Source organism: Microbacterium oxydans (genome assembly GCF_026559675.1).
Taxonomy (GTDB): Bacteria; Actinomycetota; Actinomycetes; order Actinomycetales; family Microbacteriaceae; genus Microbacterium; species Microbacterium oxydans_D.
The window spans coordinates 1,658,477-1,683,932 of sequence record NZ_CP092891.1 but is presented as its reverse complement, the minus strand read 5'-3'; the positions used below and the strand labels follow the sequence as shown (position 1 = coordinate 1,683,932).

Below are 25,456 nucleotides of genomic sequence, written 5' to 3'. Positions count from 1 at the left end.
GTTCGTCGATGAAGCCCCACCGCCGCCACGCTGTCCTGCAGCGCGTCCGAACTGGTGGTGCGTATGTCCCCACTGGAGAGACGGCATCATCGGCGTTCCGTTACGCGAGAGCTCGACGGAATATCGGTCCGGGACGCCGAGATCCGACGGTGACGGCCTATCCGGCGGTGAGCGCGGGACCGACGATCGCGCGGACATCGCGTGCGTCCGACCCGCCGTCGGTCACGAACGGTTCCCAGCGGTCCAGCTGAGACAGCACCCACTCCCAGTGCGCGCGTCGAAGCGTGACGGCGAGCGGATGCCGCGGCGGCGGCCACCCGTAGTCGTCGCGCGCGCCCTCGTACACGGCGGACGCACGCCAGCCCGCGTCACGGACGCAGGACCCGGCGATCACCGTCTCGATGTTCCCGTCGACCACGTCGATCGCCATCGAGTTGTCGACGCACCCGTCGACGCGTTGCCAGAGCCCCACCGGGATCTCGATCGTCAGATAGCGCACGCCATCATCCTCACAGAAGCTCCGAGGCGCGACACCTCGCGAAAGTGCAGAAAAGCCCCGGGAAGCAGAAAAGCCCCGGAAACTGGCGAGAGTTTCCGAGGCTGATCCGTGCACCCCCTCGGACTTGAACCGAGAACCCACTGATTAAGAGTCAGTTGCTCTGCCGATTGAGCTAGAGGTGCGTGGCCCGGGATAACCCCGACCGAGGAATTACATTACCAGCCGACCGGCCCCATGTGAAATCGAGTGCGGCCCGGGCGTGGCAGGCCTTCTTCGCAGGACGAAACATGGCCTTTCGACCCTCAGCCTACCGTCGCGTGCCGACTATTCTGAGACCGTGACCGTCTCCCCCCACGCCGATGACCTGCGCCGAGATCTCGACCTCGCACTCCGCCTCGCCGATGCCGCCGACGGCCAGTCGCTTCCGCGGTTCGATGCCTCCGACCTCGAGATCTCGACCAAGGCCGACAACTCGCACGTGACGGATGCCGACCTCGCCACCGAGCGGGCGATCCGCGACATCCTCGCGGCGGAACGCCCCGAGGACGGGATCTTCGGCGAGGAGTTCGGCGCGGAGGGAAGCACGCACCGCCAGTGGATCATCGATCCGATCGACGGCACGGCCAATTTCCTCCGCGGCGTCCCGCTGTGGGGCACCATGATCTCGCTCGCGATCGACGGCGTCCCCCAGGTCGGCGTCGTCAGCATGCCGGCGCTCGGCCGCCGCTGGTGGGCTTCCTCGGGAGCAGGCGCCTGGACCGCCACTGAGGACGGTCCCCGTGCGCTGCAGACCTCCTCCGTGTCCTCGCTCGACGACGCCAGCGTGAGCTTCCAGAGCATCGCGCAGTGGTCGGATGCCGGGCGCCTCGACACCCTGCTCGCTATCGCGGCACGGGTGTGGCGCGATCGCGCCTACGGGGATGTCTACTCGTACATGCTGCTCGCAGAGGGGCGGGTCGACATGGTCGCGGAGTTCGGCGTCAAGGAGTACGACATCGCCGCGGCGGTCGCGATCGTCCGGGAAGCCGGCGGCCGGATGACGGCTGCCGACGGCACCGAGACGATCTCGGCGCGCTCGACACTGGCAACCAACGGCAGGCTCCACGAAGACTTCCTGACGCTCATGAACGACTGATACGAACCACGAGGCCAGCGATGAACCCGCGCATCATGTCCGCCACCGCGGGCGTCCTGCTGCTGCTCGTCGCCCTGACATCATGTGCCGCTCCCGCGGATCCGCCGCCGGCATCGACACCGGAGGCCATCGCGCCGAGCCCGTCGGCGACACCCGTCCCGGTCACGTCGGCGACTCCGGAGCCGTCCGCCGGAGAGCTCACCTGCGAGTCGATGGTCTCGGCGGGAACCGTCGAACGGCTCTCCGAGATCGGATGGACCGCGCAGCCGAAGGAGTTCGTGGTCGGCGGGGTCGAGCTGGCGGACGGCCTGCTGTGCTTCTGGGCCGACTACTCGGTCGCCTCCGATCACGGCCAGCTGTACGGATGGTCCGCGCTGACCTCGGCCGATGCGGCTCGCGCGCAGGCCGGTCTGCTCGCGGAGGGCTGGAAGCGGGAGGACGGCGAGGACGGCGTGTACTTCACCGAAGACCCCCAGTACTCCATGGGCCTCGACGACGACGGATACGGGATGACGTACCTGTTCGGCGACGGCTGGGTGAAGTTCGCCGATACGCGGCAGGGACTGATCCTCGTGGAGTGGACCGGCTGACCGGCCTGCCCGGCGCGCCCCGACAGCGTTCCCTCAGCGCGTGCGGCGCGAACGGTCGCGACCGATCGGCACGACGCTGGGCTTGCCGGTGATCGGATCGGGGACGACGACGCACGGCAGCCCGAAGACCTCCTCGACCAGTTCCGCCGTCACCACGTCGTCCGGGCGCCCCTCGGCGACGACGGCGCCGTCCTTCATGGCGATGAGGTGCGTGGCGTAGCGCGCCGCGTGGTTCAGGTCGTGCAGGACGGCGACCAGGGTGCTGCCGTCGTCGTGCAGGTCCGTGAACAGCTCGAGCAGCTCGATCTGATGCGCGATGTCGAGGAAGGTCGTCGGCTCGTCCAGCAGCAGCAGCGGCGTCTGCTGCGCCAGCACCATCGCGACCCAGACACGCTGGCGCTGGCCGCCCGACAGCTCGTCGACGAGGCGCCCGGAGAGCTCGGTCACGCCCGTCGCGGCCATGGCCGCGTCGACCGCGACGGTGTCCGCGTCGGTCCAGGGGCGCAGCAGCGTCTGATGGGGGTAGCGCCCGCGGCCGACCAGATCGGCCACGCGGATCCCGTCCGGGGCGAGCGAGCTCTGCGGGAGCAGCCCGACCCGGCGTGCGACCTCCTTCGCCCGATAGCTGTGGATCGCCTTGCCTTCGAGCAGCACCTGCCCCGACTCCGGCGCCAGCAGGCGTGACAGCGTGCGCAGCAGCGTCGACTTGCCGCAGGCGTTCGGCCCCACGATCACGGTGAACGATCCGTCCGGGATCGAGACCGAGAGATCGGTGGAGATGATCCGGCGGTCGTAGCCGATGGTGACGCCTTCGGCTCGCAGACGGCTGGACGGCGACTCTGTCATCGACGGAATCCTTCCCTGATGAGCAACCAGGCGAAGTAGCCTCCGCCGAGGACGACGGTCACGAGACCGACGGTGATGTTGATGCGCTGACCGATGAAGTCGGCGCCGAGCAGCAGAACGGCGCCGACGATCCCTGCGCTGGGCAGATCGAGTCCGGGCGAACGCACGAGACGGCGGGCGACCTGCGGGGCGACGAGCGCGACGAACGCGATCGGCCCGGCGGCCGCGGTGACGATGGCGGTCAGCGCCACCCCCAGCACCGTCATGGTCAGGCGCCGGCGTTCGACGTGCACGCCCAGCGCCTTGGCGGCATCGTCGCCGAGTTCGAGCTGCGCGAAGCCCCGACGCGCCACCGCGACCAGCGGAAGGATCACCACGAGCGCGAGCGTGAACGGCAGCAGTTGCTCGTAGCCGAGGGCGGAGAACGAGCCGAAGCCCCACGCGACGGCGGCGCGAGCTTCCTGGGCGCCCGTGCTGATGAGCAGGTAGCTGTTGATCCCGACCAGGAACGCCGAGACGCCGATGCCGACGATGATGAATCGGAACCCCTGGATCCCGCCCCGATAAGCGAGCAGGTAGACCACCAACGCGGTCAGCACTCCCCCGAGCACCGCCCCGGACGCGATGAGCGCGTACGACGTGCTGCCGAGGACCAGCATCACCACGAGGGCGCCGGTGTACGACCCCGCGTCGAAGCCGATGACGTCCGGGCTTCCCAGGGGGTTCCGTGTGAGGGACTGGAAGATCGCTCCGCTGACACCGAGCGCGATCCCGCCGAGCACCGCGAACAGCAGGCGAGGCAGCCGCCATTCGACGACGAGCTTGCGGACGTTGTCCTCTCCCCCGCCCGTGAGGGCCGACAGCACCTGGGAGAGGTCGAGCTGGAAGGTACCCACCATGAGCGTCGCCACTCCGAGCGCGATCAGCAGCGCCACGAGCACCGATCGGATCACGAGGGTGCGCACCTCGAGACGCCAGAGGACGTCGCCCACCCGAACGGTCATCAGACGGGAGCGGTCGTCGGTCGTAGCGGCGTTCACAGTCCGCTCACCTTCCTGCGGCGTGCGAGTGCGATCAGCACCGGAGCGCCGACGACGGCGGTGACGATGCTCACCTGGAGCTCTCCGGTGGGGAGCACCACACGACCGATCACGTCGGAGAGCAGGAGCATGCTCGGAGCGAGGATCGCCGAGTACACGATGATCCACCGCTGGTCAGGCCCGGTGAACCACCGCACGGCATGCGGCACCATCAGCCCGATGAACGCGATCGGACCGGCGAGAGCCGTGGCACCGCCGGCCAGCACCGTCACGGCGACGATCGAGACGATCCGCGTGCGCACGAGGCCGGCGCCGAGCGTCCGGCCGAGGTCGTCTCCGAGGGCGATGGCATTGAGCGGACGCGCGATGAGGAGGGCGATGATCAGGCCGACCGCGATGAACGGGGCGATCAGGGCGACCGCGCTCTCATCGCGACCGCCGAGACTGCCCAGCCCCCACAGCCGCAGCGTGCTGAAGACCTCCATGTTCTTGAGCATCACGATCGACGTGATGCCGCTGAGAACCGCGCCGATCGCGACGCCCGCGAGCGTCATGCGGCCGGGAGACGGACCGCCGCGGCCGGCCGCGCCGATCAGATAGACGATCAGGGTCACCGCGAGGGCCCCGATCAGGGCGAACCAGACATAGGCGTTCGGCGCGCGCACGCCGAGAAGACCCACTCCCATCGTCACGGCGAACGTCGCTCCGGCGTTCACCCCGAGGATGCCCGGATCGGCGAGCGGATTGCGGGTGAACGCCTGGATCAGCGCTCCGCACACACCGAGCGCCGGCCCGACGACGAGGCCGACGACCGTGCGTGGCAGACGGGAGTCACGGACGATCGCCTGCGCGTCGGAGCCGTCGAAGTCGAACAGCGCGGCCAGCACGGTCGCCGGGGGCAGGGCCCGCGCACCGACCATGAGACTCAGCAACGCTGCGAGGAACAGGACGGCCAGCGCGATGACCAGTCCACCCAGACGGGACACCGCGCCGCGGGACGTCGGCGGACGTTCCGCGGCGCGGCTCGACGGCGTCGACACCGATCAGTTGGCGGGAACCGCGCCGGCCAGCGCGTCGGCGAGGTCATCGATCGTGGAGGGGATGCTCAGCACGCTCGGAGCCGTCGTCGCCCAGGCGAGGCGCTGATCCTCGAAGAAGTAGGAGGAGCCGGCGGCGATCGGTGCCCAGCGGGAGACCAGCGGGTCCGCGATGGTGTGTTCCACGTCCTCCGGGGTGTTGCTCCAGCCGATGTGGAACTGCGACTCGATGTCGCCGAGTTCCTCGAGGCTCACGTTGGCGTAGAACTCCTTCGTGGTGTCCTCGAGTGCGGCGATGTCCGGCGAGTACTCGAAGCCCAGCTGCTCGAGGAGCGGCACCCGCGGGTCACGCGGCAGGTAGAGCCCGAGGGAGGTCTCGCCCTCGGCGAGGAACCACCCGTACGAGAAGACGATGCCCTGGAACTCCGGGTGCGCGTCGGCGGCGGCCTCGATCGCGGCGTCCGATTCGTCGAGGAGCTTCTGCGCCTCGTCCTCCTTGCCGAGCACGGAGCCGACCGAGAGCGTCAGCTGCTCGCGATCCGATGCCCACGTCGACTCCGCGAACGCGACGGTCGGCGCGATCTCCGTGAGCCGCTTGTAGTCGGTCTCGGAGATGCCCGAGTGGTTGGCGAGGATCACGTCGGGGGCGAGGGCGAGGATCTGCTCGAAGTCGTACTCGCCGGCGTCCGTGAACTCGATGATCTCGGGCAGCTCGCCACCGAGCTCCTCGACCCGATCCTTGAACCACGGGAGGTAGGTGTCGACGTTGCCCCACGTGAAGTCCTCGACTCCGACCGGGACCTCTCCGAGCGCCGCGACGACATCCTGCGAGTACCAGCCGAGCGTGACGATGCGCTCGGGCCTCTCGTCGATGGTCGTCTCGCCGTAGACGTGCTCGACGGTGACGGGGTAGGAGCCCGACGAGGCCTGTTCGGACGGACCGGAGGCCGCATCCGAGCTCGCGGAGCAGGCGGCCAAGGACGAGGCGGCCAGCACGAGCGCGGTGAGCGCGATCAGGGTACGCGGCGCACGCCGGTGCAGACGGGACATGGGACTCCTCGGGTGGAAAGTCAGGGGGGACGATTGCCAAACATAGTGAAGGCTTACCTAATTCGCTATCATGCTCACAGGACGTCAATCGTCCGAGAGTGCGGCATCGTCGTCCCCTGAGGACGATCGAGAGCCCGGATATGCCGAGGACGAAGGATTCCTGTGCCTGGAACGACATCCGAAGATCTTGCCGCCCATCGCGAGCAGGTGTTCCCCGATCAGCACTTCGAAGAGCATGCGCACACGGCGGATCAGCTCGCCTGGGTGCCGGGCGGTGCCCACATCCGGGTCGGTGATTCGCGCTGGCGTCTGCACGGCGACCACTTCGCGTGGGTGCCCGCGCTCGCCGAGCACGAGATGCGGATGGCGGGCGCGGAGGAGATGTTCAGCCTGTACCTCTCCCCCGGGCTGCGCATCCCCCAGGCGCGGTGGAGCAGGCCGCTCGCTCTGCCCGTCGATCCGGTCGCGGGCGCGATCGTGCGGAACCTGTGCACCGCGGAGGCCGATGCGGAGCGGCTCCAGGCATCCCTCGCGCTTCTGCTGAACATCCTCGAGAACACCGAGGAGAGCTTCGACACGCTCGCCGTCCCGGCCGACCCGCGCGCTCGCACCGTCGCCGAGGGCATCCTCGCCGACCCGGGTGACCATCGCGAGCTGGACGACTGGGCACGACAGCTCCTCGTCAGCACGAAGACGCTGCAGCGTTCCTTCCAGAGCGAGACCGGACTCACGTTCGGGCAATGGCGGACCCGCGCCCGGCTGTACGCGGCAGAACGGCTCATCGTCGACGGATGCACCGTTCAGGAGGCGTCCGACCTGAGCGGGTACGCGACCCCCACGGGGTTCATCAAGGCGTTCCGGCAGCTGTTCGGCTCGACGCCCGCCGCCTACGCCCGCGCGAAGCGTGGTCAGCGCCCTGCCCACGCGCGCCGTCGGGAGGCGCGCTGACGCGGCCCGCGTGATCAGGCGGCTCAGGAACCCGACGAGCCCCGGGAGCCCATGGAGCTGTCGAGGATGCGCCCGAAACCGCGCGCGACCGGCGGCGTCCACAGCAGCACGATGATGAGGGCCGCGACCGCCGCGGTGATCGCCGCTCCCCAGGCCCACCGGTCACCGAGGACGAGGACGAGCGCGCTGAGCAGGATCGCGAGCCCGAGGAAGATCGTGAGCATCAGACGTGACAGCCCGCTGCCACGGCGCACCCCGGCCGCGACGGCGAGCACGAGCAGCCCGAAGAGCGCGATGGCCGCACCCGTGAGGGAGAACGTCGACGTGCTCACGTCCGGATCGTAGCGACCGAGGAAGATCAGGATCCCGAACCCGATCGCGAGGATGCCGAAGACGTACGCCAGCACGGCCACCGCGGTGGTGATGACCGCGGCTGCGACCCGGGGAGCCGACGGAGCCGACGGGCGGGGCGCGGGCGCTGCGTACGCTGTCGGGCTCGACGCCGGTCCGGCCGGTGCCGACAGGACGAGACGACGATGCAGCAGCCGCACGATCTCGATCGCGGCGATCATGACGATCGTGATCCCGGTGAGCGCGATCGCGAGGTCCTCGCCGGGGTCGACGAGGACGAAGAACTGCCGTGCGAGAGGGATCGTGAAGACCGCGATGAGCATGACGAACATCGCGCCCACGACGAGCACCTTGAACCGGTTGAGCGGTCGGGCGAGCACGGCCAGCACCCAGATGCCGACGACGGCGAGGATCACGGTCGCACCGGTGCGCAGCTGGTCCTCATGGGCCCCGAGACCCCGCGCGACGAAGGTGTACCAGGTGAGGCCGAGCGCCACGACGATGCCCGAGGGGATCGCGAAGCTCAGCGAGCGGCGGAGGAATCCCGGGACGTAGCGGGCCGCATTCGGCATGAGCGCGAGGAAGAACGCCGGGATGCCGATGGTGAGCCCGTCGGTGATCGACAGCTGTCGCGGCAGGAACGGGAACTCCAGCACGAACACGCCGAAGATCAGCGCGAGCAGGGTCGCGTACACCGTCTTGTTGAGGAACAGCATCGACACGCGCTCGATGTTCGCGATGACCTGGCGCCCCTCCGCCACGACGTCCGGCAGGTGCGAGAACTGTCCGTCCAGCAGCACCAGTCGCGCCACCGCCTTGGTCGCCGGCGAGCCCGAGTTCATCGCGATGCCGATGTCCGCGGCCTTGATGGCCAGGGCGTCGTTGACGCCGTCACCGGTCATCGCGACGGTGTGTCCGTGGCTCTGCAGCGCGGTGACCATGCGCTTCTTCTGCTCGGGTGTGACCCGCCCGAACACCGTCTCCCGATCGAGCACGTCTGCGAGCTCGGCGTCGTCCTCGGGAAGCCGCCGCGCGTCGAAGCCCTCGGCGACGTCGATGCCGACCTCGCGGGCGATGGCCGCCACCGTGCGCGGGTTGTCTCCGGAGATGATGCGGATGCCGACCTGCTGGCGCGCGAAGTACTGCAGGGTCTGCGCGGCATCCGGGCGCACCTGCTCGCGGAAGGTGAGGACGATGATCGCCGTGACCCCGTCGGGAAGGCGCTCGGCCTCGGTGTCGGCCTCGGACAGGGCGTGCTCCGAGTGACCGAGGACCAGCGTGCGGCGGCCGGTCTCCGCGAGCGAGGTGACCGTGCGTCCGAGCTCGGTGTCCGTCGATGTCGCGGCGTCGCCGAACACCATCTCCGGCGCCCCCATCACCCAGGTGCCCGGCAGCCCGGTGAAGGACACCGCGCTCCACTTGCGTGCGGAGGAGAACGGGATGTAGCCGCTGACGACGAGCGGAGACGCGACCGGATACGCCGTGCGCATCGATCGGGCGGTCGCGTTCGCGTCCGGAGACGCCGCGTACCAGGCCAGAGCCGCCGCTGCGCTCTGCTCCTGCTCGGCATCGAGTCCGGCGAGGTCGTGAGCGGCGTCGAAGCCGATCTCGCCCACGGTGAGGGTGCCGGTCTTGTCGAGGCAGACGACGTCGACGCGTGCCAGCCCCTCGACGGCGGGGAGCTCGTTGACGAGCACCTGCCTGCGCGCCAGCCTCGAGGCTCCCACGGCGAAGGCGATGCTCGTCATGAGCACCAGGCCGAGCGGGATCATCGCGGTCAGCGCGGCGATCGTGTTCACCACCGCCTGCACCCAGGCGCCGCTGGAGAACACCGTGGCGTATCCCCCGGTGACGATGATCTGCGCGTTCAGGACGAGCAGCCCGACCGGCCCGATCACCCAGCTCACCCACTTCAGCACCCGGTTCACCGAGGAGCGGAGCTCGCTCGACACGAGAGAGAAGCGCTTGGCCTCTCCGGCGAAGCGGTTGGCATAGGAGTCCGCCCCCACGCGGATCGCCCGTGCAGTCCCCTCTCCTGCCACGACCACCGCACCGGACAGCGCCTCGTCGTCCGGCTGCTTCTCGACGGGGTCCGACTCGCCGGTGAGCATCGACTCGTCGATCTGGAGACCCCGCGCCGCGAGGATCACCGCGTCCGCCGGAACCTGCTCGCCGGCCCGGAACACCAGCACGTCATCGAGCACCACGTCCGTCGGTGCGACCTCCGCCTCGGCACCGTTCCTCCGCACCAGAGCGCGCGGTGCGTTCATCAGTGCGAGGCGATCGAGGGCGGACTTCGCGCGGAACTCCTGGATGCACCCGATGATCGCGTTGGCGAAGGCGGCGAGCCCGAAGAGTGCATCCTGCCAGCGACCGACGAGGAACAGGACGAGGAAGCACGCGAACACGATCCCGTTGAACAGCGTGAAGACGTTCGCGCGCACGATGCTCCACGCGCTCCGGCTCGTATCCGCCGCGAACGCGTTCGTCTTCCCGGACGCGACGCGCTCGGCGACCTCCGCGTCCGTGAGACCGGTCGAGAGAGTGTCGGAGGTCGCGTCCACAGACCCCAATATAGGTCCCCTCCTCGGCGCCGGGCCTCCGGTGTCGGGGCGCGTACCGGGCGGTTCCCGGAATCGGCGCCGGGGCACCCGCGGTCACCCAGGTCAGAGCTGCCGCAGATCCGACGGCCACTCTGCCGACCGCCGCACCGCGGCAGCCGCCTCTCCGGGCGAGAGACCTCCCGTCACGACGGGGACCTCGTGCTCCCGCAGCGGCAACGACGATTGCGCGTCGGACGTCTGGAGGATGGTGTCCACCGCGGCCGCCGGCGCACCGACGACGTCGTCGCCGGCGAGGGCCGGTCCGTCTCCCCGCTGCCGGAACAGCGCATGCCGGCGGACATCAGCGGCGGAGGGCACGACCCGCACGAATGACACCTCGGAGTCCGGCAGGGCCGCACGCACGGCCTCCGGTCCGACATCGAGGGGCGCCACGATCACGAAGAGGTCGGCACCGACCTCACGGAACGCCGCGTGCAGGCCGACGAGGTTCGCCAGGGGCGCCGGCCCGTCGACGTTCCACACGAACGACAGCTGCGCGAGATCGATGAATCCCGTGCGCCGCCCCGCGCTCCACTCCCGGGTCACGATCTCCCAGCCGATACGAGAGACACCCGCCAATCGCGGACCGGTGATCCACAGCACGCGATCCGCCGTCCCCGCGTGCCGTGCCCCGCCGGGCACGGCCTCGGCGCGAGGAGCCCCCGGTGGGCTCGATGGACTCAGCGGGATCGGTGGGCTCGGCCGCCATCGTGCGAGCACCTCGTCGACGGTCTGCGATGCGGAGAGGCCGTCGGTGCCGAGGCGCTCCCACTCAGGGTTCACCCGCGCGGCCTCCGCGGTGCCTGCGGAGAGCATCTGCGCGAGCTGTTCCTCGCTGCTCCCCCGAACGGCGAGGCGTCGGCGGCGCGTGGCCTCCGAGGCGTCGAGCCACAGTGACCGCACGGAGACACCGTCGATCAGGGGTGGCGGGTCGTCCGGCCAGGCGACTCCGGAGACCACCAGCCGATCCACACCCGCCCGCCGGAAATCGTGGGCGAGAGCCGCCAGCGCGCGTTCCTTGAGCGCCCACCGATCCGCATCATCGTCCGGCGCGGGATAGCATATGCCCAGCTGATCCGTGTCGATGTAACCGGATGCCACGCCGTCGGCGGCGATGCGCCGTGCTGCGGCCCATGCCGTCGTCGACTTGCCCACGCCCGGTGCACCTGCGAGTCGGAGAAGATCCATCCGGTGCAGCATAGCGGTGGTGTGAACAGCGGCCCCGGGCATGCAAGAAGCCCCGCACTTCTCGACGACCGTCGAGGAGCACGGGGCTTCTCACTGTGACAACGGCTGGGTGGAGCTGGGGGGAATCGAACCCCCGTCCAACGCTGAGTCTCCACGCCTTCTCCGGGCGCAGTCTGTGAAGACGTTCTCCTCGGCTCCGACCTTTGTCACAGACACCTAAGTCGACGAGCCCAGCCTGGGAAGAGTCCCACGTGACGTCCAGACGCCATCACGCAGCAAGATTCCTAAATGACGCCAGGATCCGTATCGGAATCACATACGGCCTGACGGACTATCGGGCTCGCTTATGCAGCGAGGGCGAAGTCGTTGCGCTTGGTTTCGGCAACTATTTTTTTGCAGAGAGCGTTTACGAGATAACTCTGCATCCTCGGCCCGCTTCTCGTGGATTCACAGGCGCTGTCGAAACCGATCAGCCCCGTGGTCCTTCTCTCGAAGGAGCCGCTGTCACACTGTGGAATTACCAACCCGGGTGACGAACACCCGAGCATCACAGACTACAACGTCGACGGCGCATCCGCCATTCCTCGGGCAGTCGGAGCCCTGGCGTAGAGTCGCCCCATGAGCGAAGTCACCGTCACCGTCCGCGGCGAGCACGAGGCGCGCCTGGCGCCGGAGCGCGCCACCATCCGCGTCAGCGTGCGCGCCGAGGGCCCGGAGCGCACGGCCGTCGTCGAGCAGGTGATGCGCCTCGCCGAGCCCGTGCGCACCAGCATCACCGAGCGGGCCGAAGCCGAGACCGTCGTCGAGTGGACGAGCAAACGACTCTCGGTGCGTGCTGAGCGCCCCTGGAACGGCGAGGGCAAGCGGCTCGCACCCGTCTACTACGCGAGCATCGACTTCACGGCGACGTTCGCCGAAGCATCCGAGCTGTCGATCTGGGTCTCCGACATCTCGCCCTGGGACGGCGTCGAGGTGGGCTGGGTGGACTGGCACCTCACGCCCGTCACCCGGACCCGCGTCGAGCGCGAGGTCGCGGCCGAGGCCGTCAGCGTCGCCGTCACCCGCGCCAAGGCGTATGCGGGAGCACTCGGTCTGGACGAGGTCACGCCCCTGGAGATCGCCGATGTCGGCCTGATCTCCAGCGGACAGCCGGCCCCCGGTGCGCCCATGATGAAGGCGCGCGGCGGGGTCGCCTTCGCCGCGGACATGGCGCCCGCGATGGAGTACGAGCCCGAGGAGATCGTCATCTCCGCCACGGTCGAGGCGCGCTTCCTCGCCCGCTGACGGGGTCAGGCCTCGGCTGCGAACGGAGCGAGCTCAGCGGCCAGACGCTCGGACACCCGGGCATGGACCGCGGTGCCGTCTTCCCGGTGATCCACCGAGAGGAGCATCCCCGTCTCGTGGATCGCGGCGACGAGGTCACCGCGGTCGTACGGGACGACGGCATGGACCTCGATCGCGGGCTGCGGCAGCGCAGCCTCGATCACGGCACGCAGCTCCGCGATACCCTCGCCCGAACGCGACGACACGAAGTGCGCGTGCGGCTGGAGCCCTCGGAGCACCAGACGCTCGTCATCGTCGATCAGGTCGGCCTTGTTGAAGACGACGATCTCCGGCAGGTCGCGGACGCCGACGTCCCCGAGGACGTCGCGCACCGTCTGGAGCTGTCCCGCAGGGTCGGGGTGCGAGCCGTCGACGACGTGGAGCACGACGTCGGCCTCGCCGACCTCCTCCAGCGTCGAGCGGAATGCCTCGACGAGCTGGTGCGGGAGGTTGCGCACGAACCCCACCGTGTCGGTCAGCGTGTAGACGCGACCGTCCTCGGTCTCCGAGCGGCGCACGGTGGCGTCGAGGGTCGCGAACAGCGCGTTCTCGACGAGGACGCCGGCGCTGGTGAGCGCGTTGAGCAGACTGGACTTGCCGGCGTTGGTGTAACCGGCGATCGCGACGGAGGGGATCGTGTTGCGCTTGCGCTCGGCGCGCTTCGCCTCACGGGCCGGACCGAAGTCCCGGATCTGCCGGCGGAGCAGAGCCATCTTCGTGCGGATCCGTCGACGGTCCAGCTCGATCTTCGTCTCACCCGGACCACGGGAACCCATTCCGGCACCACCGGCGCCGACCTGGCCACCGGCCTGACGGCTCATCGAGTCACCCCAACCACGCAGGCGAGGGAGCAGGTACTCGAGCTGGGCGAGTTCGACCTGGGCCTTGCCCTCGCGGCTCTTCGCGTGCTGGCTGAAGATGTCGAGGATCACGGTGGTGCGGTCGATCACCTTGACCTTGACCACGTCTTCGAGCGCACGACGCTGGCTCGGTGCCAGCTCGGTGTCGGCGATGACCGTGTCGGCCCCCACCGCGGCGACGATGTCCTTGAGCTCCTGGGCCTTGCCGCGGCCCAGATACGTGGCGGCATCGGGGTGCGGGCGGCGCTGGAGCACACCGTCGAGCACGACGGCACCCGCGGTCTCCGCCAGAGCGGCGAGCTCGCGAAGGGAGTTCTCCGCGTCCTCCTGCGCCCCCTGGGGGTAGACGCCCACCAGGACGACGTTCTCGAGACGCAGCTGCCGGTACTCGACCTCCGTGACGTCTTCGAGCTCAGTCGAGAGACCGCCGACGCGTCGGAGCGCGTGTCGGTCCTCGAGGTCCCATTGCGAGCCGTCGGCGCTCGTGTGCGACGCCGTCGATTCGTCCTGCAGCGCCTGGGCTGCGCCGAACACGTGGACGTCCGAGCGCTTCTCTGCGTTCGCGAGCACGCGATCGACTGTGTGGTCGTCGGTGGAGGGTGTGGTGGTCTCCGTCATCCGTTCCTTGTCTCTGGTTTCCTAGCGAGCCTTAACCTTAGCCCGCGCTGTCCGGTACGCTCACCGTATGGGGTCCGATCACTACTTCACTGCGGCCCCGGCAAGCCCCGAGAATCTGCGTAAGATCCGCGTATCGCTCGCAGGTCGAGAGCTGGAAGTCACCACCGCCGGTGGAGTCTTCAGCCCGGATCGTCTGGATGCCGGCACCGCAGTGCTCCTCGCCAACATGCCCCCGGTTCCCCCGGGCGGCGACCTTCTCGACCTCGGCAGCGGGTGGGGGCCGGTCAGTCTCTCGATGGCCCTCGCCTCTCCCCACGCGACGGTGTGGGCCGTCGACGTGAATGAGCGTGCCCTCGATCTCGTCCGTCGCAACGCGGCGGCTCTCGGGCTCACCAATGTCAACGCATCTCTGCCCGATGATGTTCCCGAGCACGTCTCGTTCCGGACGATCCGCTCGAATCCGCCCATCCGCGTGGGCAAGAACGAGCTCCACGGCCTGCTCGAGCGCTGGATCCCCCGCCTCGACGAACGCAGCGATGCCTGGCTCGTCGTGCAGCGGAACCTGGGCGCCGACTCGCTGCAGCGCTGGATCGGAGCGACGTTCCACCCCGGTTACAGCGTCTTCCGCACTGCCACGGGCAAGGGCTACCGCATCCTCAAGGTGCGCAAGCACGGCAACCCGCCGACGGAGCCGATCTCCATCGGCTGAGGCCGCGCCCCGCAGGTCGCTCAGACCAGGTCGACCTCGCCGGTGAAGACCAGCTGTGCCGGGCCCGAGAGCGCGACATGCTCGCCGTCCTCGGCGGGGAACATGCGCACTCCGAGGGTTCCTCCGGGAACCTCCACCTGCCAGTGGTTCGGGGCCTGCGCACCCGCCCAATGACGCACGGCCAGAGCGGTCGCGGCGACACCGGTTCCGCAGCTGAGCGTCTCGCCCACACCACGCTCATGCACACGCATGCTCACATGGCCGACGCCGTCTCGGACGAGCGGTTCGCCCGGGACCACGAACTCGATGTTCGCCCCCGCCGGGAGCTGCGGGTCGAGGTCAGGGGTGCGATGCAGTTCGAGTGTCGCGAGCTCGGCCTCGGACGCGAGCGCGACCACGACATGCGGGTTGCCGACATCGATCCCGAGCCCGGGCCGGGTCACGGTCAGTCCGTCCGCGCGCACGAGCGGGTCGTCACCGGAGAGCTTCCAGAGTCCCAGATCGACCTGGTACCCGGTGGCGCCCTTCGTGACGTCGCGCACCCCGGCCCGCGTGCCGATCGGCAGCGTCGAGCCCGGCTCGATGGTCGCGAGTCCCGAGCGCACGAGATAGTGCGCGAAGACGCGGATACCGTTGCCGCACATCTCCGCTATCGACCCGTCCGCGTTGCGATAGTCCATGAACCACTCGGCGCTCGGTTCCTCCGCGAGTGCTGCAGCGCCCTCCGGGATCGCCGACGACCTCACGACGCGCAGGATCCCGTCGGCCCCGATGCCGAAGTGGCGATCGCACAGCACCGCGACCTGCTCGACGGTCAGGTCGAGCGCGCCATCGGGATCGGCGATGATGATGAAGTCGTTGCCCGTGCCGTGACCCTTGGTGAATGCGACCATGAGCCCAGTCTAGGGATTCGCGAGGTCGGCTCCGTCCCGCACGACGCGGTATCGCCCGCAGAGGAAACTGCGGTTGCGTGCCACCTCGAGGAGCTCGAGGTCGAGCCGGCGCGGAAGGAGCGGGGCGCCGGACCCGAGCGTGACCGGCGCGTACTGCACCCACACCTCATCGAGCAGCCCGGCATCGGCGAACTGACCAGCCAGGTCTCCCCCGCCCACGATCCACAGGTCCTTCTCCCCCGCTGCCGCCACCATCTCGGCGTGCACGGCGCGGACGTCGTCCTGCGTCAGGCGGATCTCCGCACCCTCCGGCAGGTCGAGCTCCCGATGGGTGAAGACCCAGGTGGGCTGGGTGTATCCCCAACGGCCCTCCTCGTGGCGCATGACCCATTCGTACGTCGAGGAGCCCATCGCCAGCGCGCCGATGCTCTTCTCGAACTCCCCGTACGCCATCGGGCCGTCCTGATCGATGTCCTGGGTGAGCAGCCAGTCGAGCGAGTGCTGCTCCGTGGCGATGAACCCGTCGAGGCTGGAGGCGGTGTAGAAGTGGGTGGCCATGACGAGAGCATGTCACCGACCACCGACATCGCTTACGCGCCGAGGAGTCTCCGCGCCTCCGCGGGTGCGTCCCACCACTCCAGCTCGGGATAGCGCTTGAACCAGGACACCTGTCGACGGGCGTAGCGGCGGGTGAGGGCCTGCGTCTGGGCGATGGCTTCGGCTTCGGAGAGGACGCCGTCGAGCTGTCCGAGCGCCTGGGCGTACCCGATGGCTCGCGACGCGGTGATGCCGCGCTCCAAGCCGTTGCGGCGGAGGTCCGCGACCTCGTCGACGAGACCCGCCTCCCACATCTGCTCGACGCGGAGGTCGAGGCGTTCCACCAGCTCCGCACGATCGACGCGCAGACCGATCAGCCGAGTGCGCGGATACCAGAGCTTCGGTGTCTCCGGCAGGGCGGCCCCGTGCGTGCTGCCGCCCTGCTCGAGAACCTCCAGTGCGCGGATGACGCGTCGGCTGTTGCGCGGGTCGACGCGTGCCGCGGCCTCGGGGTCCTGGACGCGCAACCGGTCGAGCAGCACCGCCGGTCCGACGGATGCGAGTTCACGCTCGAGTCGCTCGCGGACCTCGGGGTCACGCGGAGGGAAGTGGAACTCGTACACGACACTGGAGACGTACAGTCCGGAGCCGCCGACGAGGATCGCGTCCGCACCGCGACCGTGGATCTCCGCGATCGCCGCCCGCGCGACCGGTTGGTACCAGGCGACGGCGGCTTCCTCGTCGACCTCGCGCACGTCGAAGAGGTGATGCGGGATTCCACGGCGCTCGGACACCGGGAGTTTCGCCGTGCCGATGTCCATGCCGCGATAGAGCTGCATGGCGTCGGCGTTGACGATCTCCGCGGGGTTGCCGCTCGCTCGCAACGCCTCAGCGAGGTCGAGGGCCAGATCGCTCTTGCCGGTGCCCGTGGCCCCGACGACCGCCCAGAGACGCGGTTCGGTCACACGCCCGCACGCAGCGTCGGCAGACCGAGAGAAACGGCACGGGGTCCGCCGTCGCTGCTCGGAGCCGGCACGGCGCAGGACTCGGACTGCGAACGATCCCAGGCGTCTCCGCCTCGCGTGCGTCGGATCTTCAGAGGCGCGCCTGTCGGGTCGTCCGCCAGCAGATGGAAGGGGGCGCCGTGCGTGACGGTGACCGTGACGACATCGCCGGGGCGAGGAAGGTCGGAGCCGGGTGTCACCTCGAAGTGCACCAGACGGTTGTCCTCGGCGCGTCCGGTGAGCCGGTGCGTCTCGGTGTCCTTCTTCCCCTCGCCGGTGGACACCAGCACCTCGATCTCGCGACCGACCTGCTTCTGGTTCTCCTCCAGCGAGATGCGCTCCTGGAGGGAGATCAGACGGTTGTACCGCGCCTGGACCACCTCCTTGGGAACCTGATCCTCCATCGTCGCCGCGGGCGTTCCCTCGCGGATCGAGTACTGGAAGGTGAAGGCGCCGGAGAAACGCGCCTGCTCCACGACCCGCATCGTGCCCTCGAAGTCCTCTTCCGTCTCACCGGGGAAGCCGACGATGATGTCGGTCGTGATCGCGGCGTTCGGGATGCGCGCGCGCACCCGGTCAAGGATCCCGAGGAACCGCTCGCTGCGGTAGGAGCGTCGCATCGCCTTGAGGATGCGGTCGCTTCCGGACTGCAGCGGCATGTGCAGCTGGGGCATCACGTTCGGGGTCTCGGCCATGGCGTCGATGACGTCGTCCGTGAATGCAGCGGGGTGCGGGCTCGTGAACCGGATGCGCTCCAGCCCGTCGATCTCACCGGCCGCGCGAAGCAGCTTGCCGAACGCCTGACGGTCACCGAACTCGACGCCGTAGGAGTTCACGTTCTGTCCGAGGAGCGTGACCTCGATCGCGCCGTCCTCCACGAGGAGCCGGATCTCGTTGAGGATGTCGCCGGGACGACGGTCCTTCTCCTTGCCACGCAGGCTCGGCACGATGCAGAAGGTGCAGGTGTTGTTGCAGCCGACCGAGATCGACACCCAGCCACTGTGCGCGGAGTCGCGCTTGGTCGGCAGCGTGGACGGGAAGACCTCGAGCGACTCGAGGATCTCGAGCTCTGCGTCGCCGTTGTGACGTGCCCGCTCCAGCAGACCCGGCAAGGAACCCATGTTGTGGGTACCGAAAACGACGTCGACCCACGGTGCTTTGTCGAGCACCGCCTGCTTGTCCATCTGCGCGAGACAGCCACCGACGGCGATCTGCATGCCGTCCTTCCGTCGCTTCACGGACGCGAGGTGACCGAGCGTGCCGTAGAGCTTTCCGGCGGCGTTGTCGCGGACCGCGCACGTGTTGATGATCACGACGTCGGCTTCGGCCCCCTCGGCAGCGCGCACATAGCCGGCGCTCTCCAGGGATCCGGAGAGCCGCTCCGAATCGTGCACGTTCATCTGGCACCCGAAGGTGCGCACTTCATACGATCGCTGTCGACCGTCGTCGTCGACGGCCGCCGACGACGCGCTGATGATCGTCGGTTCACTGCGCGGAATAGTCATGATCAACCCATTGTACGAGCCGTTGCCGAGCCGCAGCGGCGTCGGGCGATCAGTCCGAATCGACGAAGCGGACGCCGGAAGTGGACCCACCGAAAGTCGTCTCCCGCAGCGCGGCTTTCGCCGCCTTCATCGCGACGGCGCCGTTGTAGCCGCGACGTGCGAGCTGACCCACCAGACGTCGGAGAGCGGTGTCGTGGTCGAGTCGGCTCAGCGACCGGGCCTTGGTGCGGGCGAACTCCAGCGCGCGCTCGTCGTCGTCGTCGGGAAGCTCGTCGAGAGCGCCGTCGATGACGTCGCGAGGGATGCCGCGCTGAGCGAGAGCACGAGCCAGGGCGACTCTCCCCTGCCCCTTGCGCTCCACGCCGGAGGTCACCAGGACGCCGGCCAGGGCGACGTCGTCGAGGTAGCCTCGGCGGCAGAAGTCGTCGATCACGTCGTCTACCGAGCCTCTGTCGAGCTCGTATCCTCGCAGCACCTGCCGGGCTTCGGAGATGGAGAGCGACCGCGCGCGCAGCTTGCGGACGAGAGACTCCTCGGCGGAGGCACGGGCCTCGTCGATCGACGCGGCGTCTGCGGTGCCCTCATCCTCGGGGACGTCGAGCGCGCGGAGACGAGGCGCCGGCTTCGCCGAGTCGGACGAACTCGCCCCGGTGCGACCGGTCGCCCCTCGAGCGGGATGACGGTTGCTCGGGCTTCCCGCATCGCCCGGTTCGCTCGCCGCGGATCCCACCGGCGGGGCGTCCCAGGTCGAACGCCACAGACCGGCATCGCCGGTCCGCCGCGGCACGACTTCCGTGGCGTCGTCGGCCCCGACTTCCGTGCTCTCGGGCGTCGGAGTCGTCTTCTTCGAGGCACCGCCGAAGAGGGGGATGATGGGGGCGATCCGGTCGGGATCGCCCCCACGGGTGTCGTTCATCAGGCCGGACGACGCTCAGCGAGCTCGTCTGCCGCCGCAGGTGCGGCGACCTGTGCACCGATACCGAGCTTCTGCTTGATCTGCGTCTCGATCGCCAGGGCGATGTCGGGGTTGTTGAGCAGGAACGTCCGGGCGTTCTCCTTACCCTGACCCAGCTGGTCGCCGTCGTAGGTGTACCACGAGCCCGACTTCTTCACGATCGCGTGCTCGACGCCGAAGTCGATCAGGCTGCCCTCTCGGGAGATCCCGACACCGTAGAGGATGTCGAACTCGGCCTGCTTGAAGGGCGGGGCCATCTTGTTCTTGACGACCTTGACCCTGGTGCGGTTACCGACAGCGTCGGTGCCGTCCTTGAGCGTCTCGATGCGGCGGATGTCCATGCGGACCGAGGCGTAGAACTTGAGCGCCTTACCACCGGCGGTGGTCTCCGGCGAGCCGAAGAAGACGCCGATCTTCTCGCGGAGCTGGTTGATGAAGATCATGGTGGTGTTCGTCTGGTTCAGACCACCGGTGAGCTTTCGCAGCGCCTGCGACATGAGGCGAGCCTGCAGACCCACGTGCGAGTCACCCATCTCACCCTCGATCTCGGCGCGCGGCACGAGTGCCGCGACGGAGTCGATGACGATGAGGTCGATCGCCCCGGAGCGCACGAGCATGTCGGCGATCTCGAGCGCCTGCTCACCCGTGTCGGGCTGCGAGACGAGGAGCGCATCGATGTCGACGCCGAGCTTGGCGGCGTAGTCGGGATCGAGCGCATGCTCGGCATCGATGAACGCGGCGATGCCTCCGGCACGCTGGGCGTTCGCGATCGCATGCAGGGTGAGCGTCGTCTTACCCGAGGACTCCGGTCCGTAGATCTCGACGATGCGGCCACGCGGGAGTCCGCCGACGCCGAGGGCGACGTCGAGGGCGATGGAGCCGGTGGGGATGACGGCCACGGGGGCGCGCTCATCGCTGCCCAGCCGCATGACCGAGCCCTTTCCGAACTGGCGGTCGATCTGGGCGAGGGCGGTCTCGAGGGACTTCTCGCGGTCGGCGGGTGATGGCATGATGTGCTCCTTCTGCGCGCGTGGTGCCGCCTGTAGGCTGTCGCGGCTCTCCCGGTTGGGAGAAACTCTCCGACAAGGCGTAATGGCTCTTCGGCTTGTTTTCCACCGTAGGAGGGGCCACCGACATCGTCTCGGCGAACTCACGTACCGTGCAGAACAGAATCCCTGAACCACTTGTGCAGAAGACTACGCCCGTTTCGAACACATCTTCGACGACACGCCGAGATTCGATCGGCGGTTGCCGTACGCACCGGACATCACCCGGGGACGGTCAACGACCGCGGGGTTCCTGTCGGCCGACGCCGTAGCGCCGGCTCTCGGGCACGTCCATCTCGGCGCACAGCGCCAACCAGATCTCGCGGGGCGGCGTGCCGTCGGCAAGAGCCTCGACCGCCGTACGACCGCGGAGCGCGGTCAAACTCAGATCATGGACCAGCGACGTCGCCCGCGTCTGGAACTCGTCATCGACGGCGCGAAGGAACTCGCTACGACGCATCGCTTCGGTGACCGCGGATCAGTGCAGCGAGAGCTGGGGCTCGATCGACGCCACGAGGTCGTCGGGGACGACGTCGGGGAAGACCTGGATGCCCTCGAGCACGGAGATGCGATCTCCGACCTCGCGCATGATCGTCGAGATGGGAACGTCGAGTGCGTCGGCGACGGAGGCGAGGATCTCGCTCGACGCTTCCTTCTGCCCGCGCTCGACCTCGCTGAGGTAGCCGAGTGCGACGGACGCCTTGCTCGCGACCTGCCGGAGCGTACGCCCCTTCTGCAGGCGGAAGTCCCTCAGCACATCGCCGATTTCCTGTCGTACAAGAATCATCGGAACCTCCTCCCCGTGTTTTCGATCGAGGTGTCCCCCGATGAGACAGCCAGTCTAGTACCGCTGGCCTGCACAGAATCTACCCCTGCACTCTGTGGTTTGAATGTGAGCACGTAGGTAGTAACCGGCATGGGGCCGTCGCTATTCCGCGATCGTGGCGAGGAGCGCTTCCAGCGCCACGACGACGGTCTGCTCGCGGATCGCCGCGCGGTCGCCCTGCAGGTGGAACTCGATCGTCCGCGCCGCCATGGGCGTCACGACGCCGATGTGCACCGTGCCGACCGGCTGCCCGTCGGGCGAGTCCGGCCCGGCGATGCCCGTGGTCGACACGCCGACATCGGCCGCCCGTCCGTCGACGCTCACCACGCGACGCACTCCGTCGGCCATCTCCAGCGCGACCTGCGGGTGCACAGGACCATGCGCTGCGAGGAGGTCGGCATCGACGCCGAGGACCGTGTTCTTGACCGGTGTCGCGTAAGCCGTGACTCCACCGAGGAGCACGGCGGAAGCCCCGGGGACGGAGACGATCTCCGCGCACAGCGCCCCGCCCGTGAGAGACTCCGCGACCCCGAGCGTCCAGCCACGCCGGGCCAGAGCCGACAGCACCGCGGCGGAGGCCCGCTCGCTCACGACTTCTGCCGCGAACCGCGCACCTGGGCGACGATGTAGTCGATCCCGCTCGCCACCGTCAGCACCAGCACGATGAGCATCAGGACGAACGTGATCAGGGTCCACGCGTCGAGGCCGATGAGGTAGTGCAGCGGGAGCAGCGCCCATCCCAGGGCCACGCCCTGGAACGCCGTCTTGATCTTGCCCATCCAGGCCGCCGCGACGACGTGCTCACTGGCCACCATGAGGCGGTGGATCGTGATCCCCCACTCCCGCACCAGGATGATCGCGACGATCCACCAGTTCACCTCGCCGAGGATGGCGAGTCCGACGAAGCCCGCTCCGGTGAGCAGCTTGTCGGCGATCGGGTCCCAGAGCTTGCCGAAGTCGCTGACGATGTCGTACTTGCGCGCGAGGTAGCCGTCGACCCAGTCGGTGGAGATCCCGACGATGAAGATGATCGCCGCTGCCCAGCGGAGACCGGGCTCGGGAAGACCGTACGTCCCACCGAGCAGCAGCAGGACGAAGAAGATGACCGCGAGCGGGATGCGCGCGACGGTGATCGCGTTGGGCAGCTGCCGAGGGATCGCCATCAGTCGCGCCCCGTCAGGCCCCAGGCGTCTTCATCGCCCTCGGCCTCCACTTCGGGCAGGCCCTCGTACTGGGCTGCGATCGGGTCATGCGTCGGAAGCGGAGGCATCGGAGGTGCTGCCGGCGCCGGAGCGGCCGATGCGGCGGGCGCATCCTCGCCACGCAGCTTCGCCATCACCTGCGGGAGCTGCTCCGCCGTCGCGAGCACGTCACGAGCCTTGGATCCCTCGGACGGCCCGACGATCTCGCGGGATTCCAGCAGATCCATGAGGCGGCCGGCCTTCGCGAAACCGACGCGGAGCTTGCGCTGCAGCATGGAGGTCGACCCGAACTGAGACGAGACGATGAGCTCGGCGGCCGCGAGCAGAAGCTCGAGGTCGTCGCCGATGTCCTCGTCGACCTCCTTCTTCTTGGTCGGCTCCATCGCCTCCTGCACGTCGGGACGGTAGTCCGGCCGCGCCTGTCGGGTGACGTGCTTGACGACCGCGTCGATCTCCTTCTCGTCGACCCACGCGCCCTGCAGACGGAACGGCTTCGACGACCCCATCGGCGAGAAGAGGGCGTCACCCTGCCCGATGAGCTTGTCGGCGCCCGGGCTGTCGAGGATGACCCGGCTGTCGGTGACGCTGGTCACGGCGAAGGCGAGGCGCGACGGCACGTTGGCCTTGATCAGACCGGTGACGACGTCGACACTCGGGCGCTGCGTCGCGAGCACCAGGTGGATGCCGGACGCTCGCGCGAGCTGGGTGATGCGGACGATCGAGTCCTCGACGTCACGAGGAGCGACCATCATGAGGTCGGCGAGCTCGTCGACCACGACCAGGAGGTACGGGTACGGCTTGAGCACGCGCTCACTGCCGACGGGCAGCTCGACCTCGCCGGCACGGACGGCACGGTTGAAGTCGTCGATGTGGCGGAACCCGAACGACGCGAGGTCGTCGTACCGCATGTCCATCTCCTTCACGACCCACTGCAGCGCCTCGGCGGCCTTCTTCGGGTTCGTGATGATGGGCGTGATCAGGTGCGGAACGCCGGCGTAGCTGGTGAGCTCCACGCGCTTGGGGTCGATCAGGACCATGCGCACGTCGGCGGGACGGGCTCGCATCAGCAGGCTCGTGATCATGGAGTTCACGAAGCTCGACTTACCGGAACCGGTGGAACCTGCCACGAGGAGGTGAGGCATCTTGGCGAGGTTCGCGATGACGATGTTGCCGCCGACGTCCTTGCCGACGCCGATCGTCATCGGATGCGTGCTCTTCTGCGCCGCGGGCGACCGGAGGACATCGCCGAGAGCGACCATCTCCTTGTCGGCGTTCGGGATCTCGATGCCGATCGCGCTCTTGCCCGGGATCGGCGAGAGGATGCGGACGTCGTTCGACGCGACGGCATAGGCGAAGTTGTTGCTCAGCTGCAGGATCTTCTCGACCTTGACGCCGTGGCCGACCTCGACCTCGTACTGCGTGACCGTCGGGCCGCGCGAGAAACCGGTGACCTTGGCATCGACCTTGAACTGCGAGAGGACGCTGGTGATCTGCTCGATGACCTTGTCCGTGGCCTCGGACCGCATGACCGGCGGCGGTCCCTCGACCAGCAGGCCGGGCGAGGGCAGGATGTACGGGGCCACGGGTGCCTGCGGACCCCGGTCGCCCGGGCCCTCCGTGCCGAAGCCGTCGAGGCCCGGAAGCTCGGGCGCTTCTCCGGTGTCGGAGGAGTCGTCCAGGAGAGCCGTCGTCTGCTGCTCCGCGAGCGAGTCGGCGACCGAACGGACCTCGGACAGCACCTCGGTGGCAGCGTCGTAGGGATTCTCGACCACGACCGCCTGGTCGTAGGCAGGCGTGGGGTCGGAAGTCGTGAGGAGAGCCGTGATGTCGTCGGACCCGAGGGTGCCCTCGTCGGGATCCTCTTCACGGCCGGTCTTGTTACGACGCCACCAGGGCAGCACGTCGGGGTCGTCGACCTTGTCGGCGTCGTCGATCGCTGCGGCGTCCTTGACCGGCTTCTCCGGGCGCTCGGCGTCGAACATCCAGGCGTACAGATCACCGAGACGGGAACCGATGCGGTTCGGCGGCGTCTTGGTGAGGATCAGGATGCTGAGCACAGCGAGGAGCGACAGCACGATGTAGGCGGGGATGTCGGTGAGATACGTCAGGGGCTGGCCGACGAGCCAGCCGAGCAGACCGCCTGACTCGCTGAGTGCGGGCATTCCTTGGTTCGGATGCGGGCGCGGGCCGGCGACATGGAACATCCCCGCGAGCGCGAGGACGAACATGCCGAAGCCGATCCCGATGCGCCCGTTGTCATGGACGGACGACGGGTGCCGGAACAGCCAGCCGGCAAGCAGGAGGAGAAGCACGGGCATGATGAAGGCCACGCGTCCGACGAAGAGACCCACGGAGTACGCACTGATGTTCGTGGCGACCTCGTTGCCGATGAAGAACCACTCGTTGACGGCGCCGAGCACGGCCAGGATCACCAGCAGGAAGGGGAAGCCGTCGCGACGGTCGTCCTTCTCGAGGGTCTCCGGCCCGAACGCGCGGAAGAGTCCGCCGACGCCGTGCGCCAGTCCGACCCACGCCCGAGCGATCACCGGGGGCTTGTCCGCTTCGTCTATGTACTTCTTCGGCGCGGGCTGGGCCTTGGGAGCCGTCTGCCGCTTGGGGCGCGACGGTGCGCTGGTCGACGCGCGCTCAGTCTTCGTGGAACTCCTGGCCATGCTCTCACGTTACGACCAA

Annotated in this window: 24 protein-coding genes, 1 tRNA gene and 1 other RNA gene; 5 read left to right on the top strand and 21 right to left on the bottom strand. The window is 68.7% G+C overall.

Annotation, left to right across the window (positions count from 1 at the left end; genetic code table 11):
• Nucleotides 1–157: 157 nt before the first annotated feature.
• Both MME74_RS07965 and MME74_RS07960 read right to left on the bottom strand, forming a co-directional pair.
• Nucleotides 158–499, bottom strand: coding sequence for a hypothetical protein (locus tag MME74_RS07965; RefSeq protein WP_267418260.1), 342 nt, complete (start codon nt 497–499; stop codon nt 158–160).
• A gap of 109 nt (nt 500–608) precedes the next feature.
• A tRNA-Lys gene (locus MME74_RS07960) sits at nt 609–681 on the bottom strand.
• A 155-nt stretch (nt 682–836) separates the two neighbouring features.
• Here MME74_RS07960 and MME74_RS07955 point away from each other — a divergent pair.
• Entirely contained in the window at nt 837–1,634 is a 798-nt protein-coding gene (locus MME74_RS07955; protein ID WP_267418259.1) for an inositol monophosphatase family protein, read from the top strand.
• 20 nt (nt 1,635–1,654) lie between these two features.
• Nucleotides 1,655–2,224, top strand: a complete 570-nt coding sequence (locus tag MME74_RS07950; protein ID WP_267418258.1) for a hypothetical protein — start codon at nt 1,655–1,657, stop codon at nt 2,222–2,224.
• A 33-nt stretch (nt 2,225–2,257) separates the two neighbouring features.
• Here MME74_RS07950 and MME74_RS07945 read toward each other — a convergent pair whose 3' ends face one another.
• The 4 genes from MME74_RS07945 to MME74_RS07930 are packed head-to-tail and all read right to left on the bottom strand — an operon-like array spanning nt 2,258 to nt 6,197.
• Entirely contained in the window at nt 2,258–3,070 is an 813-nt protein-coding gene (locus MME74_RS07945) for an ABC transporter ATP-binding protein (RefSeq protein WP_267418257.1), read from the bottom strand.
• Complete coding sequence (locus MME74_RS07940) at nt 3,067–4,110, bottom strand: FecCD family ABC transporter permease (protein WP_267418256.1); 1,044 nt, start codon at nt 4,108–4,110, stop codon at nt 3,067–3,069. The genes MME74_RS07945 and MME74_RS07940 overlap by 4 nt, the downstream gene beginning before the upstream one ends.
• Nucleotides 4,107–5,096: a FecCD family ABC transporter permease gene (locus tag MME74_RS07935; protein WP_267418255.1), complete on the bottom strand. Its 990-nt coding sequence runs from the start codon at nt 5,094–5,096 to the stop codon at nt 4,107–4,109. The genes MME74_RS07940 and MME74_RS07935 overlap by 4 nt, the downstream gene beginning before the upstream one ends.
• Before the next feature lie 57 nt (nt 5,097–5,153).
• Entirely contained in the window at nt 5,154–6,197 is a 1,044-nt protein-coding gene (locus tag MME74_RS07930; RefSeq protein ID WP_267418254.1) for an ABC transporter substrate-binding protein, read from the bottom strand.
• A gap of 162 nt (nt 6,198–6,359) precedes the next feature.
• On the opposite strand from MME74_RS07930, the gene MME74_RS07925 reads away from it, so the two are divergent.
• Complete coding sequence (locus MME74_RS07925) at nt 6,360–7,145, top strand: helix-turn-helix transcriptional regulator (RefSeq protein ID WP_267418253.1); 786 nt, start codon at nt 6,360–6,362, stop codon at nt 7,143–7,145.
• Between the two features lie 23 nt (nt 7,146–7,168).
• Here the strand turns inward: MME74_RS07925 and MME74_RS07920 are convergent, their stop codons facing one another.
• From MME74_RS07920 to ssrA, 3 genes are all read right to left on the bottom strand, one after another.
• Nucleotides 7,169–10,060 (bottom strand): HAD-IC family P-type ATPase, encoded by a 2,892-nt coding sequence (locus MME74_RS07920; RefSeq protein WP_267418252.1) that lies wholly within the window; start codon nt 10,058–10,060, stop codon nt 7,169–7,171.
• A gap of 102 nt (nt 10,061–10,162) precedes the next feature.
• The gene (locus MME74_RS07915; protein ID WP_267418251.1) at nt 10,163–11,287 is read right to left on the bottom strand and encodes an AAA family ATPase; all 1,125 of its coding nucleotides are present in this window, start codon (nt 11,285–11,287) and stop codon (nt 10,163–10,165) included.
• A gap of 107 nt (nt 11,288–11,394) precedes the next feature.
• Nucleotides 11,395–11,764, bottom strand: a transfer-messenger RNA (tmRNA) gene (ssrA, locus tag MME74_RS07910).
• Between the two features lie 141 nt (nt 11,765–11,905).
• Between ssrA and MME74_RS07905 the strand changes: the two genes are divergently transcribed.
• Complete coding sequence (locus tag MME74_RS07905) at nt 11,906–12,571, top strand: SIMPL domain-containing protein (RefSeq protein ID WP_267418250.1); 666 nt, start codon at nt 11,906–11,908, stop codon at nt 12,569–12,571.
• Between the two features lie 5 nt (nt 12,572–12,576).
• Here MME74_RS07905 and hflX read toward each other — a convergent pair whose 3' ends face one another.
• Nucleotides 12,577–14,088, bottom strand: a complete 1,512-nt coding sequence (hflX, locus tag MME74_RS07900; RefSeq protein ID WP_267418249.1) for a GTPase HflX — start codon at nt 14,086–14,088, stop codon at nt 12,577–12,579.
• Nucleotides 14,089–14,155: 67 nt separating this feature from the next.
• On the opposite strand from hflX, the gene MME74_RS07895 reads away from it, so the two are divergent.
• Nucleotides 14,156–14,797, top strand: a complete 642-nt coding sequence (locus tag MME74_RS07895) for a class I SAM-dependent methyltransferase (RefSeq protein WP_267418248.1) — start codon at nt 14,156–14,158, stop codon at nt 14,795–14,797.
• A gap of 20 nt (nt 14,798–14,817) precedes the next feature.
• Here MME74_RS07895 and dapF read toward each other — a convergent pair whose 3' ends face one another.
• The 11 genes from dapF to MME74_RS07840 all read right to left on the bottom strand — a co-directional run bounded on the left by dapF (nt 14,818) and on the right by MME74_RS07840 (nt 25,437).
• Nucleotides 14,818–15,690, bottom strand: coding sequence for a diaminopimelate epimerase (gene dapF, locus MME74_RS07890; protein WP_267418247.1), 873 nt, complete (start codon nt 15,688–15,690; stop codon nt 14,818–14,820).
• A gap of 9 nt (nt 15,691–15,699) precedes the next feature.
• Nucleotides 15,700–16,248, bottom strand: a complete 549-nt coding sequence (locus MME74_RS07885) for a dihydrofolate reductase family protein (RefSeq protein ID WP_267418246.1) — start codon at nt 16,246–16,248, stop codon at nt 15,700–15,702.
• A 32-nt stretch (nt 16,249–16,280) separates the two neighbouring features.
• Nucleotides 16,281–17,192 carry a tRNA (adenosine(37)-N6)-dimethylallyltransferase MiaA gene (miaA, locus tag MME74_RS07880; protein WP_267418245.1) on the bottom strand — a complete coding sequence of 304 codons (912 nt, stop codon included), beginning with the start codon at nt 17,190–17,192 and terminating at the stop codon, nt 16,281–16,283.
• Nucleotides 17,189–18,736 (bottom strand): tRNA (N6-isopentenyl adenosine(37)-C2)-methylthiotransferase MiaB, encoded by a 1,548-nt coding sequence (gene miaB, locus MME74_RS07875; protein WP_267418244.1) that lies wholly within the window; start codon nt 18,734–18,736, stop codon nt 17,189–17,191. The genes miaA and miaB overlap by 4 nt, the downstream gene beginning before the upstream one ends.
• Nucleotides 18,737–18,785: 49 nt before the next feature.
• Nucleotides 18,786–19,652: a regulatory protein RecX gene (locus MME74_RS07870; RefSeq protein WP_267418243.1), complete on the bottom strand. Its 867-nt coding sequence runs from the start codon at nt 19,650–19,652 to the stop codon at nt 18,786–18,788.
• Nucleotides 19,652–20,701 carry a recombinase RecA gene (gene recA, locus MME74_RS07865; RefSeq protein ID WP_183152792.1) on the bottom strand — a complete coding sequence of 350 codons (1,050 nt, stop codon included), beginning with the start codon at nt 20,699–20,701 and terminating at the stop codon, nt 19,652–19,654. Before recA ends, MME74_RS07870 begins: the two co-directional genes overlap by 1 nt.
• 271 nt (nt 20,702–20,972) lie before the next feature.
• Nucleotides 20,973–21,197 carry a DUF3046 domain-containing protein gene (locus MME74_RS07860; RefSeq protein WP_267418241.1) on the bottom strand — a complete coding sequence of 75 codons (225 nt, stop codon included), beginning with the start codon at nt 21,195–21,197 and terminating at the stop codon, nt 20,973–20,975.
• An 18-nt stretch (nt 21,198–21,215) separates the two neighbouring features.
• The gene (locus MME74_RS07855) at nt 21,216–21,524 is read right to left on the bottom strand and encodes a helix-turn-helix domain-containing protein (protein ID WP_017830901.1); all 309 of its coding nucleotides are present in this window, start codon (nt 21,522–21,524) and stop codon (nt 21,216–21,218) included.
• 141 nt (nt 21,525–21,665) lie between these two features.
• Nucleotides 21,666–22,154, bottom strand: a complete 489-nt coding sequence (locus MME74_RS07850) for a CinA family protein (RefSeq protein WP_267418240.1) — start codon at nt 22,152–22,154, stop codon at nt 21,666–21,668.
• Complete coding sequence (gene pgsA / locus MME74_RS07845; protein WP_267418239.1) at nt 22,151–22,726, bottom strand: CDP-diacylglycerol--glycerol-3-phosphate 3-phosphatidyltransferase; 576 nt, start codon at nt 22,724–22,726, stop codon at nt 22,151–22,153. The genes MME74_RS07850 and pgsA overlap by 4 nt, the downstream gene beginning before the upstream one ends.
• Nucleotides 22,726–25,437 (bottom strand): FtsK/SpoIIIE family DNA translocase, encoded by a 2,712-nt coding sequence (locus MME74_RS07840; RefSeq protein ID WP_267418238.1) that lies wholly within the window; start codon nt 25,435–25,437, stop codon nt 22,726–22,728. Before MME74_RS07840 ends, pgsA begins: the two co-directional genes overlap by 1 nt.
• Nucleotides 25,438–25,456: the final 19 nt, after the last annotated feature.

Bases quoted from the DNA above. Each gene is read 5' to 3' on its own strand.
- MME74_RS07950 (WP_267418258.1), top strand. From the start codon at position 1,655: ATGAACCCGCGCATCATGTCCGCCACCGCGGGCGTCCTGCTGCTGCTC.
- MME74_RS07945 (WP_267418257.1), bottom strand. From the start codon at position 3,070: ATGACAGAGTCGCCGTCCAGCCGTCTGCGAGCCGAAGGCGTCACCATC.
- MME74_RS07930 (WP_267418254.1), bottom strand. From the start codon at position 6,197: ATGTCCCGTCTGCACCGGCGTGCGCCGCGTACCCTGATCGCGCTCACC.
- MME74_RS07915 (WP_267418251.1), bottom strand. From the start codon at position 11,287: ATGGATCTTCTCCGACTCGCAGGTGCACCGGGCGTGGGCAAGTCGACG.
- MME74_RS07905 (WP_267418250.1), top strand. From the start codon at position 11,906: ATGAGCGAAGTCACCGTCACCGTCCGCGGCGAGCACGAGGCGCGCCTG.
- hflX (WP_267418249.1), bottom strand. From the start codon at position 14,088: ATGACGGAGACCACCACACCCTCCACCGACGACCACACAGTCGATCGC.
- MME74_RS07895 (WP_267418248.1), top strand. From the start codon at position 14,156: ATGGGGTCCGATCACTACTTCACTGCGGCCCCGGCAAGCCCCGAGAAT.
- dapF (WP_267418247.1), bottom strand. From the start codon at position 15,690: ATGGTCGCATTCACCAAGGGTCACGGCACGGGCAACGACTTCATCATC.
- MME74_RS07885 (WP_267418246.1), bottom strand. From the start codon at position 16,248: ATGGCCACCCACTTCTACACCGCCTCCAGCCTCGACGGGTTCATCGCC.
- miaB (WP_267418244.1), bottom strand. From the start codon at position 18,736: ATGACTATTCCGCGCAGTGAACCGACGATCATCAGCGCGTCGTCGGCG.
- MME74_RS07870 (WP_267418243.1), bottom strand. From the start codon at position 19,652: ATGAACGACACCCGTGGGGGCGATCCCGACCGGATCGCCCCCATCATC.
- recA (WP_183152792.1), bottom strand. From the start codon at position 20,701: ATGCCATCACCCGCCGACCGCGAGAAGTCCCTCGAGACCGCCCTCGCC.
- MME74_RS07860 (WP_267418241.1), bottom strand. From the start codon at position 21,197: ATGCGTCGTAGCGAGTTCCTTCGCGCCGTCGATGACGAGTTCCAGACG.
- MME74_RS07855 (WP_017830901.1), bottom strand. From the start codon at position 21,524: ATGATTCTTGTACGACAGGAAATCGGCGATGTGCTGAGGGACTTCCGC.
- pgsA (WP_267418239.1), bottom strand. From the start codon at position 22,726: ATGGCGATCCCTCGGCAGCTGCCCAACGCGATCACCGTCGCGCGCATC.
- MME74_RS07840 (WP_267418238.1), bottom strand. From the start codon at position 25,437: ATGGCCAGGAGTTCCACGAAGACTGAGCGCGCGTCGACCAGCGCACCG.